The 16,621-nt window shown below is 44.1% G+C and carries 13 protein-coding genes; all 13 read right to left on the bottom strand.

Annotated elements, in window-relative coordinates; translation table 11 throughout:
* Positions 1–7: 7 nt before the first annotated feature.
* Positions 8–340, bottom strand: coding sequence for a 50S ribosomal protein L22 (gene rplV, locus ACRWP9_RS03055; RefSeq protein ID WP_160056441.1), 333 nt, complete (start codon positions 338–340; stop codon positions 8–10).
* Positions 341–355: 15 nt separating this feature from the next.
* Positions 356–634: a 30S ribosomal protein S19 gene (rpsS, locus tag ACRWP9_RS03050; RefSeq protein ID WP_006083596.1), complete on the bottom strand. Its 279-nt coding sequence runs from the start codon at positions 632–634 to the stop codon at positions 356–358.
* A 14-nt stretch (positions 635–648) separates the two neighbouring features.
* A complete protein-coding gene (rplB, locus tag ACRWP9_RS03045; protein ID WP_226411985.1) occupies positions 649–1,473 on the bottom strand; it encodes a 50S ribosomal protein L2 in 825 nt (274 codons plus the stop codon).
* Between the two features lie 16 nt (positions 1,474–1,489).
* Positions 1,490–1,792, bottom strand: coding sequence for a 50S ribosomal protein L23 (rplW, locus tag ACRWP9_RS03040; RefSeq protein ID WP_226411987.1), 303 nt, complete (start codon positions 1,790–1,792; stop codon positions 1,490–1,492).
* Positions 1,789–2,394, bottom strand: coding sequence for a 50S ribosomal protein L4 (rplD, locus tag ACRWP9_RS03035; protein ID WP_226411989.1), 606 nt, complete (start codon positions 2,392–2,394; stop codon positions 1,789–1,791). Before rplD ends, rplW begins: the two co-directional genes overlap by 4 nt.
* Positions 2,395–2,411: 17 nt before the next feature.
* Positions 2,412–3,050: a 50S ribosomal protein L3 gene (gene rplC, locus ACRWP9_RS03030; RefSeq protein ID WP_226411991.1), complete on the bottom strand. Its 639-nt coding sequence runs from the start codon at positions 3,048–3,050 to the stop codon at positions 2,412–2,414.
* Positions 3,051–3,077: 27 nt separating this feature from the next.
* Positions 3,078–3,389 (bottom strand): 30S ribosomal protein S10, encoded by a 312-nt coding sequence (gene rpsJ / locus ACRWP9_RS03025; protein ID WP_011635639.1) that lies wholly within the window; start codon positions 3,387–3,389, stop codon positions 3,078–3,080.
* A gap of 340 nt (positions 3,390–3,729) precedes the next feature.
* Positions 3,730–4,914: an elongation factor Tu gene (gene tuf / locus ACRWP9_RS03020; protein ID WP_434927790.1), complete on the bottom strand. Its 1,185-nt coding sequence runs from the start codon at positions 4,912–4,914 to the stop codon at positions 3,730–3,732.
* A gap of 69 nt (positions 4,915–4,983) precedes the next feature.
* Positions 4,984–7,080, bottom strand: a complete 2,097-nt coding sequence (gene fusA / locus ACRWP9_RS03015; RefSeq protein WP_434927797.1) for an elongation factor G — start codon at positions 7,078–7,080, stop codon at positions 4,984–4,986.
* A gap of 81 nt (positions 7,081–7,161) precedes the next feature.
* A complete protein-coding gene (gene rpsG / locus ACRWP9_RS03010) occupies positions 7,162–7,632 on the bottom strand; it encodes a 30S ribosomal protein S7 (RefSeq protein ID WP_226411997.1) in 471 nt (156 codons plus the stop codon).
* A gap of 82 nt (positions 7,633–7,714) precedes the next feature.
* The gene (gene rpsL, locus ACRWP9_RS03005) at positions 7,715–8,089 is read right to left on the bottom strand and encodes a 30S ribosomal protein S12 (RefSeq protein WP_025823559.1); all 375 of its coding nucleotides are present in this window, start codon (positions 8,087–8,089) and stop codon (positions 7,715–7,717) included.
* A 181-nt stretch (positions 8,090–8,270) separates the two neighbouring features.
* Positions 8,271–12,491, bottom strand: a complete 4,221-nt coding sequence (gene rpoC, locus ACRWP9_RS03000; protein ID WP_434927795.1) for a DNA-directed RNA polymerase subunit beta' — start codon at positions 12,489–12,491, stop codon at positions 8,271–8,273.
* A gap of 82 nt (positions 12,492–12,573) precedes the next feature.
* Positions 12,574–16,605, bottom strand: a complete 4,032-nt coding sequence (gene rpoB, locus ACRWP9_RS02995) for a DNA-directed RNA polymerase subunit beta (protein ID WP_434927794.1) — start codon at positions 16,603–16,605, stop codon at positions 12,574–12,576.
* Between the last annotated feature and the right edge of the window lie 16 nt (positions 16,606–16,621).

Below are 16,621 nucleotides of genomic sequence, written 5' to 3'. Positions count from 1 at the left end.
TCTTCTCCTAGCGATCTGATACAACCACAGTAATGTGGCTGGTACGCTTCATGATACGATCAGCGCGACCTTTGGCACGTGGCATGATACGCTTCATAGTTGGGCCTTCATCTACGAAGACGGCTCCAACTTTAAGCTCATCAATATCCGCACCTTCGTTGTGTTCGGCGTTTGCTATAGCTGAGTCAAGTACTTTTTTAACTAGTACGGCGGCTTTCTTGGGGCTGAATGTCAAAATCTCGAGTGCCTTAGAAACAGGCAATCCGCGAATTTGATCAGCAACTAGACGGGCCTTCTGCGCAGACGTACGAGCAAAACGATGTTTAGCTAAAACTTCCATCTTATTCCTCCCGTATTAACGCTTCTTCGCTTTCTTATCTGCAGCATGGCCGCGATAAGTGCGAGTTGGTGAAAATTCACCAAGCTTGTGGCCGATCATTTCGTCAGTTACGAACACAGGTACGTGCTGACGACCATTATGGACAGCGATGGTCAACCCAATCATATTAGGGATGATCATTGAGCGGCGAGACCAAGTTTTAATTGGCTTTTTATCTCCCGCTTCCATCGCTTTCTCTACCTTCTTCAGCAAGTGCAGGTCAATGAAGGGACCTTTCTTGAGAGAACGTGGCATGGCGAATCCTCTTACTATTTATTACGACGACGTACGATGTACTTGTCAGTGCGCTTATTACTACGAGTTTTATAACCCTTAGTTGGCACACCCCATGGACTCACTGGATGACGTCCACCAGAAGTACGGCCTTCACCACCACCATGTGGATGGTCTACTGGGTTCATTGCAACACCACGCACTGTTGGGCGTACGCCTCTCCAGCGCTTAGCACCTGCTTTACCTAATTGGCGTAGCATGTGTTCGGCATTTCCAACTTCACCAAATGTCGCGCGGCAATCAACTGGAACTTTACGCATTTCGCCAGAGCGAAGACGTAGAGTTGCATATGCGCCATCACGAGCAACAACTTGTACATAGGCACCAGCTGAACGAGCGATTTGAGCACCTTTACCAGGCTTCATTTCTACTGCGTGAACAACTGAACCAACAGGAATGTTGCGTAACGGTTTAGCGTTACCAGTTTTGATTTCAGCATCATTACCAGATTGGATTGGATCGCCAGATTTCATGCCTTTAGCAGCAAGAATATAACGACGCTCACCATCTGCGTATAATACTAAAGCAATGTGCGCAGTACGGTTTGGATCGTACTCAATACGCTCAACTTTTCCTGGAATTCCATCTTTATCGCGTTTGAAGTCGATTAGACGGTAATGTTGCTTGTGACCACCACCGATGTGACGGACAGTGATACGGCCAGTATTGTTACGGCCACCACTTTTAGTTTTTCTCGCCAACAGGCCAGCAAAAGGTTTACCCTTATGCAGGTCCGTATTCACCACTTTAACTACGTGGCGACGACCTGGAGAGGTTGGCTTACACTTAATAACTGCCATGATAATTCTCCTTTGCTTACTCAGCGCCGCCGACGAAATCGATGTCAGCACCAGCAGCTAAAGTAACATAAGCTTTTTTCCAATCGCTGCGACGGCCAGTACGGGCGCCAGTACGTTTGGTTTTACCTTTGTTAACTAAAGTGCGAACTGTATCTACTTCAACTTCAAATAGCTTCGCTACTGCAGCTTTGATCTCTGCTTTAGTCGCATCGATTGCTACGCGGAAAACTACAGTGTTGTTTTTCTCTGCAACAACAGTACTCTTTTCAGAGATGTGCGGAGCAAGAATAACTTTTAGCAAACGTTCTTCGGTGATCATGCTAGCATCTCCTCAATTTGCTTCACTGCATCAGCAGTAACAAGAACAGTGTTAAACGCAATTAGACTTACTGGGTCTAGACCCGCAACGTCACGTACGTCAACTTTGTATAAGTTGCGAGCTGCTAAGAATAAATTCTCATCAACTTCTGCAGTAACAATTAGAACATCTTGTAAGTTCATTGCTGCTAATTTAGCTTTCAACTCTTTAGTTTTAGGAGCTTCAACACTAAATGATTCAACGACAACTAAACGTTCTTGACGTACCAATTCCGAAAATATGCTACGAAGAGCACCACGGTACATCTTTTTGTTAACTTTTTGGCTGTGATCTTGAGTTTTAGCAGCGAATGTTACGCCACCGCCACGCCAGATTGGGCCTTTAACACTACCGGCACGAGCACGGCCAGTGCCTTTTTGGCGCCAAGGCTTTTTGCCTGAGCCAATAACTTCCGCGCGCGTCTTTTGGGCACGAGTGCCTTGACGTGCGTTTGCAGCGTAAGCTACAACTACCTGATGAACCAATGCCTCGTTAAAGTCACGGCCGAAGGTAGTTTCGGAAACTTCAAGAGCGCTCTGCGCGTCTTTCAATACCAATTCCATTACTATCTCCTCAGACCTTAAGCTTTAACTGCTGGCTTGATAATCAAGTCACCATTGGTAGCGCCTGGAACAGCGCCGCGTACTAGTATCAAGTTACGCTCTGCATCAACACGTACAACGTGTAAATTTTGAGTAGTTACTTGTTCAGCACCCATATGGCCTGACATCTTCTTGCCTTTGAATACACGACCGGGCGTTTGGTTCTGACCGATAGAACCATTCGAGCGGTGAGCCAAAGAGTTACCGTGAGTCATATCTTGGGTACGGAAGTTCCAACGCTTAACGCCGCCTTGGAAACCTTTACCTTTTGATTGACCGGTAACGTCTACTTTCGCCACTTCTGCGAAAATATCAACATTAAGCTCAGCACCAACTTCAATGCCTTCGCCTTCACCATCTGCTAGACGCACTTCCCATAAACCACGACCGGCAACTACGCCGCCCTTGGCAAAATGACCTGCTTCTGCTTTAGTGATGCGATTGGCTTTTTTGGTACCTGTAGTTAACTGTAGTGCACGGTAGCCGTCAGTTTCTAAAGTTTTCACTTGAGTAACACGGTTGCCAGCTACTTCAATAACTGTTACTGGGATTGACGTACCATCTTCAGTGAAGATGCGAGTCATACCCACTTTACGACCAATAAGACCGATAGCCATCTCTCAAACCTCTTCTAAGGATCTCAATTAACCTAAGCTAATCTGAACGTCGACACCAGCCGCAAGATCTAAACGCATTAGCGCGTCTACTGTCTTTTCTGTTGGCTCTACGATGTCAACTAAGCGCTTGTGTGTACGAATTTCATACTGATCACGAGCATCTTTGTTAACGTGCGGAGAGATCAAAACGGTATAACGCTCTTTGCGTGTAGGTAGTGGAATAGGACCACGGACCTGCGCGCCTGTACGCTTAGCAGTTTCAACGATTTCCGCTGTAGACTGATCAATTAAACGATGATCAAAGCCTTTCAAGCGGATACGGATTCTTTGGTTCTGCATTGACCAGAGCTCCTAAAATGGACACATAAAAAATCACCCTCTTGCTACTTCCTGATCGGAAATGCAGAGCGAGATGATTTAACCGTTCGACTCCCAATCGGAGTCGCTATGAATATGAAAAGCCTAATCGACTCTTCTTTCGCTCACTGCACTAGTGCAGCGAGTGGGCAATTATACAGATCTGGTTTATAAGATCAAGGCCCTTTGTGCGTTATATTAAAATAAGTCTACACAATTCGTTGCGCAGCATTTTACACAATTATTGTCAAAATACTAGTAAATTTTTTACAATAAAAAAGGAAGCCTAAGCTTCCTTTTTCAGTGTTAACTAAATTCGCAATTAAGCAATAATTTTAGCTACAACACCAGCACCAACTGTACGGCCACCTTCACGGATAGCAAAACGTAAACCGTCGTCCATCGCGATTGGGTAAATCAAAGTAACAACCATCTTGATGTTGTCACCAGGCATTACCATTTCTACGCCTTCTGGCAATTCGATAGTACCAGTTACGTCCGTTGTACGGAAATAGAACTGTGGACGGTATCCTTTGAAGAATGGAGTGTGACGTCCGCCTTCTTCTTTTGATAACACGTATACTTCTGATTCGAAAGTAGTGTGTGGGTTGATTGAACCAGGCTTAGCTAGTACTTGGCCACGTTCTACGTCATCACGCTTAGTACCACGTAATAACACACCACAGTTCTCGCCAGCACGACCTTCGTCAAGTAGCTTACGGAACATTTCTACGCCAGTACAAGTTGTTTTAGTTGTGTCTTTAACACCTACAATTTCAACTTCGTCTGATACGCGTACAATACCACGCTCAACACGACCAGTTACCACTGTACCACGACCTGAAATCGAGAATACGTCTTCGATTGGTAGTAGGAATGGCTTATCGATGTCACGCTCTGGCTCTGGAATATAAGTATCTAGTGCTTCTGCAAGCTCAAGAATCTTACCTTCCCATGCCGCATCGCCTTCTAACGCTTTTAATGCAGAACCTTGGATAACTGGTAAGTCATCACCTGGGAAGTCGTATTCTGAAAGAAGCTCACGCACTTCCATTTCTACTAATTCCAATAGCTCTTCGTCATCTACCATGTCACATTTGTTCATGAATACGATGATGAAAGGTACACCTACTTGACGAGAAAGTAGGATGTGCTCACGTGTTTGTGGCATTGGGCCGTCTGTAGCAGCAACTACTAAGATTGCGCCATCCATCTGTGCAGCACCAGTGATCATGTTTTTAACATAATCCGCGTGACCTGGACAGTCGACGTGTGCATAGTGACGAATTGGTGTGTCATATTCGATGTGAGAAGTATTAATAGTAATACCGCGCTCACGCTCTTCTGGAGCATTATCGATTTGAGCGAAGTTACGCACTTCACCACCATAAGTCTTAGCTAACACAGCAGAAATAGCTGCAGTTAAAGTTGTTTTACCATGGTCAACGTGACCGATGGTGCCTACGTTTACGTGAGGCTTTTTACGTTCAAATTTAGCTTTTGCCACGATATATTCCTTTCTTTTCAGAAGTGCTCGTTTAATTCGAGCAATATAACATTTATGCCGCAACCAATATTAGTTACGAGATTCTATAATCGCTTTTGCAATGTTTTGCGGTGCATCTGCGTACTTCAAGAACTCCATAGAGTATGAAGCACGACCCTGAGATGCTGAACGCAAATCAGTTGCATAACCAAACATTTCAGATAGAGGGACTACTGCTTGGATAAGTTTAACACCAGCGATGCCATCTTCCATACCTTCAATTATGCCACGACGGCGGTTTAAGTCACCTACTACGTCGCCCATATAATTTTCAGGAGTAGTCACTTCTACTTTCATACAAGGTTCGAGCAACACAGGGGTAGCTTCTAGCGCACCCTTTTTGAAGCCCATAGAACCCGCAATCTTAAATGCCATCTCATTCGAATCCACATCATGATATGAACCATCGAATAAAGTGACCTTTACGTCAAGTACAGGGTAGCCAGCTAAAACGCCGTTCTTCATCTGTTCTTGAATACCTTTGTCAACGGCAGGAATAAATTCACGAGGAACTGTACCCCCAACAATTTCATTGACAAATTCATAGCCTTCACCTTCTTCGCGTGGATCAATTCTTAGCCATACATGACCAAATTGACCTCGCCCGCCGGATTGGCGTATAAACTTACCTTCTACTTCAACACTGGAACGAATAGTTTCACGATAGGCAACCTGAGGTTTACCTACGTTACACTCAACACCAAATTCGCGACGCATACGGTCAACGATAATGTCTAAGTGTAGCTCACCCATTCCAGATATCAGTATTTGAGCAGAGTCGTCATCAGTTTCGACTTTGAAAGAAGGGTCTTCCGCTGCTAATTTTTGCAACGCAATCGCCATTTTATCTTGGTCTGCTTTTGAACGAGGCTCAACAGCAATGGTAATTACTGGTTCTGGGAACTCCATGCGTTCTAGAATCACTTTGTGATCTATATCGCAAAGAGTATCACCTGTTGTGACATCTTTTAAACCAATTGCCGCAGCGATATCACCAGCACGTACTTCTTTTAACTCAGAGCGATCATTTGCATGCATTTGCACCATACGACCAATTCGTTCACGTTTCTGTTTAACAGAGTTGTAAACGGCTGCACCTGATTGAAGTACACCGGAATATACGCGGATAAAGGTAAGTGTTCCAACAAATGGATCAGTGGCTATCTTAAATGCTAATGCCGCAAATGGGGCATTATCATCAGATGGACGTTCTACTTCTTGCTCTTCCTCATCAATACCCTTAATTGCAGGTACATCAACTGGAGCGGGTAAGAAGTCGACCACCGCATCTAACACCGCCTGAACACCTTTGTTCTTAAATGCTGAACCACAGGTTGCTAAGACAATTTCATTATTGATAGTGCGCTGACGCAATGCATGCTTAATCTCGATTTCTGAAAGTTCACCTGTTTCCAAGTATTTATCCATCAGTTCATCTGAGGCTTCAGCAGCAGCTTCCACAAGGTACTCACGCATATCTGTTGCCTTAGCAACAAGATGTGCTGGAATTTCTTCATAAGTGAATGACATCCCTTGATCTTCTTCAGACCAATTGATGGCTTTCATCTTAATCAAATCAATAACCCCTTTAAAATCCTCTTCTGTACCAATATTCATTTGAATAGGTACACAAGTGGCTCCAAGACGATTACGGATTTGTTTAATAACACGGTCAAAGTCAGCACCAGTACGATCCATCTTGTTAACAAATACAATGCGCGGAACGTGGTATTTGTCAGCTTGACGCCATACGGTTTCTGATTGAGGTTCAACGCCTGATGAGCCACAGAAGACAACAACTGCACCATCTAACACACGTAATGAACGCTCTACTTCAATAGTGAAATCAACGTGACCTGGGGTATCGATGATATTAATACGGTGTTCAGTGAACTGAGCATCCATACCACGCCAGAAAGTGGTAACAGCAGCCGAGGTAATTGTTATACCACGCTCTTGCTCTTGTACCATCCAGTCCGTAGTGGCGGCGCCGTCATGCACCTCACCAATTTTATGAGACAGACCGGTATAGAACAAAACACGTTCAGTTGTGGTAGTTTTACCTGCGTCCACATGAGCGACGATGCCGATATTTCGGTAACGCTCAATTGGGGTTGTACGAGCCACGATTATACCCTCTCAACTAAAGCAAAATTTGCTTTAGACAATATCAACAATATGGAGCGGGCTAATGCCCGCCCCATTATATTACCAACGGTAATGAGCAAACGCTTTGTTAGCTTCTGCCATGCGGTGAACGTCTTCACGTTTCTTAACCGCAGTACCTTTGTTTTCAGACGCATCTAGCATTTCACCTGCTAGACGTAGAGCCATAGATTTTTCACCACGTTTGCGAGCAGCTTCAACTAACCAGCGCATCGCTAGTGCGTTACGACGCACTGGACGAACTTCACATGGTACTTGATAAGTAGAACCACCAACGCGACGAGATTTAACTTCGACTGATGGACGTACGTTATCAAGAGCTGCTTCAAGGATAGATAAATGATCTTCGCTTTTCTTTTCAGCGACAACATCTAACGCCTTGTAGATAATTTTTTCTGCAGTCGACTTTTTGCCGTCTTGCATAATGACGTTGATGAACTTAGCCAACAACTCACTGTGAAACTTTGGATCTGGTAGGATTTTACGTTGTCCTACAACGCGACGTCTTGGCATATTAATTCTCCGTATGCTTCAGGTATTTCCAAAACTGGAATGTTAAATAATACTAGCTTGGCCTTACTTCTAACGGGATACGTTAAGACTTAGGACGCTTAGCACCGTATTTAGAACGGCCTTGGCGACGTGTAGTCACGCCTGCACAATCTAATGCGCCACGAACAGTGTGGTAACGCACACCGGGTAAGTCTTTAACACGACCACCACGGATTAAGATTACACTATGCTCTTGCAAGTTATGGCCTTCACCACCGATGTACGAAGTTACTTCGAAACCGTTAGTAAGACGCACACGAGCTACTTTACGTAGAGCAGAGTTTGGTTTTTTTGGTGTTGTAGTGTACACACGAGTACAAACACCACGTTTTTGTGGGCACGCATTCAACGCAGGCACATTAGTCTTTTCGACTTTTGGCGCACGTGGCTTACGTACCAACTGGTTTACAGTTGCCATGTATAGCTCCGACAGTTGAATAACTCAACAATTAGGTGTGAAAAATCTATATCCCACAATGGTGGGACGCGGAATTTTAGAAAGGTAATGCCAATCTGTCAAGAAATAGCCAACTTTTGATCGAAATTCGAATAAAAAAGGCGCCAAAGGCGCCTTTTATTAACATTTTCGCAACTTAATCTTAGCTTCCTGCCAAATTAAGTAAGTCTGCTAAGTTCTGTTCAGCTTCGCTTGCTGTCACTTTTGGTGCTTCAACCTTGCCACCAGAAGCCGCTGCTTTAGCACGTTCTTCGTTACGAGTCTTATGATAAGCATAACCAGTACCCGCTGGGATCAAACGACCTACGATTACGTTTTCTTTCAGACCACGTAATGGATCACTCTTACCACCGACTGCAGCTTCAGTTAACACACGAGTCGTTTCTTGGAACGATGCTGCTGAGATGAATGATTCGGTAGCTAAAGAAGCTTTAGTTATACCTAATAAATCACGCTCAAACAATGCAGGCATCTTGCCTTGCGCTTCAAGTTCGCGGTTAGCGATCTTAACGCGAGCCACTTCAGCTTGCTCACCTTCTAAGAAGTCAGTGTCGCCTGAAGAAGTGATAATACACTTACGTAGCATCTGACGAATGATCACTTCGATATGTTTATCGTTGATCTTCACACCCTGGAGGCGGTAAACGTCCTGTACTTCGTTAACAATGTAGTTTGCTACATGATGTATACCACGAAGACGTAAGATGTCGTGTGCCGCTTCTGGGCCGTCAGCAATAACTTCACCACGTTCGACTTTTTCACCTTCGAACACGTTTAAGTTACGCCACTTAGGGATCATCTCTTCATAATGATCGCCGCCATCGGCAGGAGTAATCACTAGACGACGCTTGCCTTTAGTTTCTTTACCGAACGAGATAGTACCAGAGATTTCTGCAAGAATTGCAGGCTCTTTTGGCTTACGCGCTTCGAATAAGTCAGCAACACGTGGAAGACCACCGGTGATGTCACGTGTTTTAGACGATTCTTGAGGAATACGTGCTAATGCGTCACCAACGTTAATTTTCGCGTTATCATCTTTTGCTACAATCGCATTACCTGGTAAGAAGTATTGAGCTGGTACTTCTGTACCAGGGATCATTAAGTCATTACCATTAGCATCCACTAAGCGGATTGCTGGGCGCATTTCTTTACCCGCTGAAGTACGTGCACCAACGTCAAGTACAACAACAGAAGAAAGACCTGTTAACTCGTCGGTTTGACGTGTCATGGTTACGCCGTCGATCATGTCAACGAACTTAACTGTACCGGCAACTTCAGAAATAATTGGATGCGTATGTGGATCCCAGTTAGCGATTATGTCGCCAGCTGCCACTTCAGTATCTTCCAGTTTTTCTAAAACGGTACCGTAAGGCACTTTGTAACGTTCTTTCTCACGACCTAGTTCATCAATGATGGCTAGTTCAGATGAACGAGAAACAATTACAAGCTTACCGTCAATGTTAGAAACATGCTTAGCATTGTGTAACTTCAGAGAACCTGCGTTCTTAACTTGAACGTTGTTTTCTGCAGAAGCTCGAGATGCCGCACCACCAATGTGGAACGTACGCATGGTTAACTGTGTACCAGGTTCACCAATAGACTGCGCCGCAACAACACCAATCGCTTCACCGTGGTTAATAATATGACCACGAGCCAAATCACGACCGTAACATGCCGCACACACACCAAAATCTGTGTCACAGGTAATTACAGAGCGTACGATAACTTCATCGATGCTGTGCTCTTCTAATGTGTCACACCATGCTTCGTCTAGTAATGTATTACGCGGCGCTAATACTTCTTCAGTACCAGGCTTCAATACATCAATAGCAACCACACGACCCAGTACGCGTTCACGCAATGGCTCAACAACATCACCACCTTCAATAAGCGGCTTCATTGTTAGACCGTGTTCAACACCACAATCATCTTCAATAACCACTAAATCTTGTGCAACGTCAACAAGACGACGAGTTAGATAACCCGAGTTAGCTGTTTTCAATGCGGTATCGGCAAGACCTTTACGCGCACCGTGAGTAGAAATAAAGTACTGAAGTACGTTTAGGCCTTCACGGAAGTTAGCCGTAATTGGGGTTTCAATGATTGAGCCATCAGGCTTAGCCATCAAACCACGCATACCCGCTAGCTGACGGATCTGTGCAGCACTACCACGAGCGCCCGAGTCAGCCATCATATAGATGCTGTTAAACGAAGCTTGTTGCTCTGGCACGCCATCACGGTTAATCACTGTCTCAATTGACAGGTTTTCCATCATCGCTTTTGATACTTTTTCGTTGGCAGATGCCCAGATATCGATGACTTTGTTGTAACGCTCACCGGCAGTTACTAGACCAGACTGGAACTGCTCTTGAATTTCAAGCACTTCAGCTTCAGCATCTGCAACTAAGGTGTATTTCTCGTCAGGAATAACCATGTCATCGATACCTACAGAGGCACCAGAGATGGTTGCAAAACGGAAACCGGTATACATTAACTGGTCAGCAAAGATAACAGTATCTTTAAGACCTAGTTGACGATAACAAGTGTTCAACAATTTAGAAATCTGCTTCTTACCCATGTTTTGGTTAACCAAATCATATGATAAGCCTTCAGGCAGAATTAATGATAAAAGCGCACGTCCTACTGTTGTATCAACGATACGAGTAGCCTTAGTTCTTTCACCATCTTCAGCGATAGTAGTCTCTGTAACACGTACTTTAACGCGTGCATGTATCTCAACAGCACCAGTAGCATAAGCTTTCTCTACTTCTGACACGTCAGAGAATGCCATACCTTCACCGCGGCCATTAATACATTCGCGACTTGTGTAGTACAAACCTAATACAACGTCTTGAGACGGCGTAATTACTGGCTCACCGTTAGCAGGTGACAAAATGTTGTTCGTAGACATCATTAGCGCACGAGCTTCTAACTGAGCTTCAAGCGTTAATGGTACGTGTACCGCCATTTGGTCACCGTCGAAGTCGGCGTTGTATGCCGCACAAACTAACGGATGTAATTGAATCGCTTTACCTTCAATCAGAACAGGTTCAAATGCTTGAATACCTAGTCTGTGAAGTGTTGGTGCACGGTTAAGCATGACTGGATGTTCACGAATTACTTCGTCTAACACATCCCATACTTCAGCCTGTTCACGCTCAACCATTTTCTTAGCAGCTTTGATAGTTGTAGCTAGGCCACGACCTTCTAATTTGCCATAGATAAATGGTTTAAATAGCTCAAGTGCCATCTTCTTAGGAAGACCACACTGGTGCAAACGTAAAGTAGGACCTACGGTAATTACCGAACGACCAGAGTAGTCAACACGCTTACCAAGTAAGTTCTGACGGAAACGACCTTGCTTACCTTTGATCATATCAGCCAAAGATTTAAGCGGGCGCTTGTTAGAACCGGTAATAGCACGACCACGACGACCGTTATCTAATAGCGCATCAACTGACTCTTGTAACATACGCTTTTCGTTACGTACGATAATGTCAGGCGCAGCTAAATCTAACAGACGCTTCAAACGGTTGTTACGGTTAATCACACGACGATATAGATCGTTAAGATCAGATGTCGCGAAACGACCACCATCTAACGGCACTAATGGGCGTAGATCAGGTGGAAGAACCGGTAACACTTTTAAGATCATCCACTCTGGCTTGTTGCCAGATGTAAAGAATGCTTCCATCAATTTCAAACGCTTGGTCACTTTTTTGCGACGAGTTTCTGAATTTATTGATGGTAACTCTTCGCGCATTTGCTCGATTTGTTGCTCAAGATCGATAGCACGTAGCAATTCTAAAACTGCCTCAGCACCCATCTTAGCTTCGAACTCATCGCCGTACTCTTCTAACGCATCTAAATACGTTTCTTCGGTCAACATTTGACCGCGTTCAAGCGTGGTCATGCCAGGCTCTATCACAACAAATGATTCAAAGTACAGTACGCGTTCAATATCACGTAACGTCATATCTAACATTAAGCCGATACGAGACGGTAATGATTTTAAGAACCAAATATGTGCAACTGGGCTAGCCAGTTCAATGTGACCCATGCGCTCACGACGCACTTTAGTCTGGGTAACTTCTACGCCACATTTTTCACAAATGACACCACGGTGCTTAAGACGTTTGTATTTACCACACAAACATTCGTAATCTTTAACTGGACCAAAGATACGCGCACAGAACAAACCTTCACGTTCAGGTTTGAATGTACGGTAGTTAATGGTTTCTGGTTTTTTAACTTCACCAAATGACCAAGAGCGGATTAGATCAGGCGAAGCCAATCCAATTTTAATTCCGCTAAATTCTTCAGTCTTACTTTGCTGTTTAAGAAACTTTAATAAGTCTTTCACGTTTCTCTCCTGAAGGAGTTAAACCAGGTGCTTTGCTGATGCAAAGCACCCTTGGTTACCAAACATTGCTTAAGTGCGATGCTTACTCTTGATCCAGCTCGATATTAATACCAAGTGAACGAATTTCTTTCAACAATACGTTGAAAGACTCAGGCATGCCTGGTTGCATCTGATGGTTACCGTCGACGATGTTTTTATACATCTGAGTACGACCATTAACGTCATCCGACTTAACTGTCAGCATTTCCTGTAGAGTATAAGCTGCACCGTATGCTTCAAGTGCCCACACTTCCATCTCACCGAAACGTTGACCACCAAATTGAGCTTTACCGCCCAATGGTTGTTGTGTAACTAAGCTGTACGAACCAGTAGAACGGGCGTGCATCTTGTCATCAACTAAGTGGTTCAGTTTAAGCATGTACATGTAACCAACGGTCACTTTACGCTCAAACTCGTTACCGGTACGGCCGTCACATAATGTCAACTGACCAGACTCAGGTAAGCCTGCAAGAGCAAGCATTTGCTTGATCTCTTTCTCTTTAGCACCATCGAATGCTGGTGTTGCGATTGGGATACCACCCTTAAGGTGAGTCGCCAAACGTACAACTTCATCATCAGTAAATGAATCGATATCAACGCGTTGTAACACGTCGTCACCTAACTCATAGACTTGCTTGATGTAATCACGAAGTACAGCAATTTCACGTTGCTCTTCAAGCATAGCGGTAATCTTGTTACCAATGCCTTTCGCAGCAGCACCCATGTGAACTTCAAGTACCTGACCGATGTTCATACGCGATGGTACGCCCAATGGGTTTAGTACGATGTCTACTGGATTACCTTCTTCATCATATGGCATGTCTTCGACTGGACAAATCTTCGAGATAACACCTTTGTTACCATGACGGCCCGCCATTTTATCACCAGGCTGAATAGTACGTTTAACGGCTAAGTAAACCTTAACAATTTTCAGTACGCCTGGAGCTAAATCATCACCTTGAGTGATCTTACGACGCTTAGTTTCAAACTTCTTGTCAAAGTCAGCGCGCAGCTCTTCGTGCTGTTCAGCTAACTGCTCAAGTTCAGTTTGTTTTGCTTCATCGTCAATCACTTGGATTAGCAAGTCTTTGCGTGGTAACTCAGCTAATTTAGCTTCAGAGAAACCAGCAGCTAATAACAAGTTACGCGCACGGCCTAATACGCCGTCTTCAAGGATCTTGAATTCTTCGCCTAAGTCTTTACGAGCTTGACGAACATGCATGTCTTCAATTTCAAGTGCACGTTTGTCTTTTTCAACGCCGTCACGGGTAAATACCTGAACGTCGATGATGGTGCCTTTAACTGAGTTAGGTACACGTAATGAGCTGTCCTTAACGTCAGAAGCTTTCTCACCAAAAATAGCTCGGAGTAGTTTCTCTTCTGGAGTTAACTGTGTTTCACCCTTAGGTGTCACTTTACCCACAAGAATATCGCCGCCCTTCACTTCTGCACCAATATAAACGATACCTGATTCATCTAATTTAGATAAAGCAGACTCGCCTACGTTTGGAATATCAGCCGTGATTTCTTCGCTACCCAATTTAGTATCACGAGCAATACAAGAAAGCTCTTGGATATGGATAGTAGTAAAACGATCTTCTTGCGCTACGCGCTCAGAAATTAAGATCGAATCTTCGAAGTTATAGCCATTCCAAGGCATGAACGCGATACGCATGTTTTGACCAAGGGCCAATTCGCCAAGGTCCGTAGAAGGACCATCAGCTAATACATCACCACGAACCACTGGATCACCAGCAAAACAACAAGGACGTTGGTTAATACAAGTGTTTTGGTTTGAACGGGTATATTTTGTTAGGTTGTAAATGTCGATACCGGCTTCGCCTGCGCGTAGCTCGTCTTCATTAACTTTAACAACGATACGGCTAGCGTCAACATAGTCAACCACACCGCCACGTTTAGCCACCACCACAACACCAGAGTCAACAGCAAGAGTACGTTCAATACCAGTACCTACTAACGGCTTATCAGCACGCAGTGTAGGAACGGCTTGACGTTGCATGTTTGCACCCATCAATGCACGGTTAGCATCATCGTGTTCTAAGAACGGAATTAATGACGCTGCAACAGAAATAATCTGTTGTGGCGAAACGTCCATGTACTGAACGTCAGCTGCACGCATAAAGGTAGATTCACCTTTATGACGACAAGCTATTTGGTCTTCAACCATACGACCAGCTGCATCAACTTCGATGTTAGCTTGCGCAATAACATAACGACCTTCTTCGATTGCTGATAAGTATTCAACTTCATCAGTAATCACACCGTCTACCACTTTACGGTATGGCGTTTCTAGGAAGCCGTACGAGTTTGTACGAGCAAAACTGGCTAGCGAGTTGATTAGACCAATGTTTGGACCCTCTGGGGTCTCAATTGGACATAAACGACCATAGTGAGTTGGATGTACGTCACGGACTTCAAAGCCTGCGCGTTCACGGGTCAAACCACCAGGACCAAGGGCAGAAATACGACGTTTATGCGTCACTTCTGACAATGGATTGTTTTGGTCCATAAACTGTGACAACTGTGAAGAACCGAAAAACTCTTTCACTGCCGCAGAAATTGGCTTAGCGTTAATTAAGTCTTGTGGCATTAATTCGTTTAAATCGCCTAAAGATAGACGTTCACGAACCGCACGCTCAACACGGACTAGACCAACACGGAATTGGTTTTCAGCCATCTCACCTACGCTACGAATACGACGGTTACCTAAGTGGTCAATATCGTCGACTTCATCGTAACCGTTACGGATTTCGATGATTTTCTTCATAACACAAACGATGTCTTCTTTCGATAGAACGCCTGAACCTTCATCTTCAGCAATCTCAAGACGACGGTTAAACTTCATACGACCTACTTTTGATAAGTCATAACGTTCTTCACTGAAGAATAGGTTTTGGAATAAACCTTCAGCAGCATCTTTGGTTGGTGGCTCGCCAGGACGCATCATACGATAGATTTCAACTAATGCTTCTAAGCGGTTAGTTGTTGAATCTATGCGCAGTGTGTCTGCGATATAAGCACCATGATCAAGGTCATTGATAAATAACGTATCAATTTCTTTAATGCCGGCTAATGACAAATTAGCTAAATCTTCTAATGAGATTTCGCTGTTTGCTGTCACTAATACTTCACCAGTATCTTCATCGATATAATCTTGTGCAGCATACTTACCAACAATGTAATCCACTGGCACTTCAAGCTCAGTCGTGTTGGTTTTTTCTAACTGTTTAATATGACGAGCTGTAATACGACGGCCCGCTTCAACCAACAGACTACCTTCAGCATCTTTAATGTCATAGCTAGCTGTCTCACCGCGTAAGCGATCAGGTACTAATGACATCACTAAAGAATCTTTCTTAATCTTGAACTGAATACGCTCAAAGAATAAGTCTAAGATGTCTTGAGTAGAAAAATCTAACGCACGTAGCATGATAGTCGCAGGTAATTTACGACGACGGTCAATACGGACGAATAATGCGTCTTTAGGATCGAATTCAAAGTCAAGCCATGAACCACGGTAAGGAATAATACGTGCGTTATAAAGCACTTTACCGGAAGAGTGGGTTTTACCACGGTCATGATCAAAGAATACGCCAGGACTACGGTGTAACTGAGACACAATAACACGCTCAGTACCGTTGATAACGAACGTACCGTTATCAGTCATCAATGGGATATCACCCATGTAGACTTCTTGTTCTTTAATATCTTTTACTGTGCCAGCTGCAGCTTCACGATCAAACAACACCATGCGTAACTTAACGCGCAGTGGAGCTGAATAAGTGACACCACGGATCTGACATTCTTTCACATCAAAAACTGGCTCGCCTAGTTTATAACTGACATATTGCAGCTCAGAATAACCAGAAAAGCTCTTGATAGGAAAAACGCTACGAAATGCCGCTTCAAAACCGCGTTCACCCGTAGGATCTTGATCGGTGAATTTCTTAAAAGAGTCTAACTGGATAGACAATAGATAAGGGATGTCCAAAACCTTTGGACGCTTACCAAAATCTTTGCGAATACGCTTCTTTTCAGAATAGGAGTAAACCATGGGTTTCCTCTACTTA

It is taken from the genome of Shewanella sp. HL-SH2, from assembly GCF_051164935.1.
Taxonomy (GTDB): domain Bacteria; phylum Pseudomonadota; class Gammaproteobacteria; order Enterobacterales; family Shewanellaceae; genus Shewanella; species Shewanella glacialimarina.
Note: the sequence above shows the minus strand (reverse complement) of the source record. Positions and strands in the feature narration are given on the sequence as shown.

Excerpts from the sequence above, each read along its gene's own strand:
- rpsS (WP_006083596.1), bottom strand. The coding sequence starts at position 634 with ATGCCACGTTCTCTCAAGAAAGGTCCCTTCATTGACCTGCACTTGCTG.
- rpoB (WP_434927794.1), bottom strand. The coding sequence starts at position 16,605 with ATGGTTTACTCCTATTCTGAAAAGAAGCGTATTCGCAAAGATTTTGGT.
- rplD (WP_226411989.1), bottom strand. The coding sequence starts at position 2,394 with ATGGAATTGGTATTGAAAGACGCGCAGAGCGCTCTTGAAGTTTCCGAA.
- rplV (WP_160056441.1), bottom strand. The coding sequence starts at position 340 with ATGGAAGTTTTAGCTAAACATCGTTTTGCTCGTACGTCTGCGCAGAAG.
- rpsJ (WP_011635639.1), bottom strand. The coding sequence starts at position 3,389 with ATGCAGAACCAAAGAATCCGTATCCGCTTGAAAGGCTTTGATCATCGT.
- rpsG (WP_226411997.1), bottom strand. The coding sequence starts at position 7,632 with ATGCCAAGACGTCGCGTTGTAGGACAACGTAAAATCCTACCAGATCCA.
- rpsL (WP_025823559.1), bottom strand. The coding sequence starts at position 8,089 with ATGGCAACTGTAAACCAGTTGGTACGTAAGCCACGTGCGCCAAAAGTC.
- rplC (WP_226411991.1), bottom strand. The coding sequence starts at position 3,050 with ATGGCTATCGGTCTTATTGGTCGTAAAGTGGGTATGACTCGCATCTTC.
- rplB (WP_226411985.1), bottom strand. The coding sequence starts at position 1,473 with ATGGCAGTTATTAAGTGTAAGCCAACCTCTCCAGGTCGTCGCCACGTA.
- rplW (WP_226411987.1), bottom strand. The coding sequence starts at position 1,792 with ATGATCACCGAAGAACGTTTGCTAAAAGTTATTCTTGCTCCGCACATC.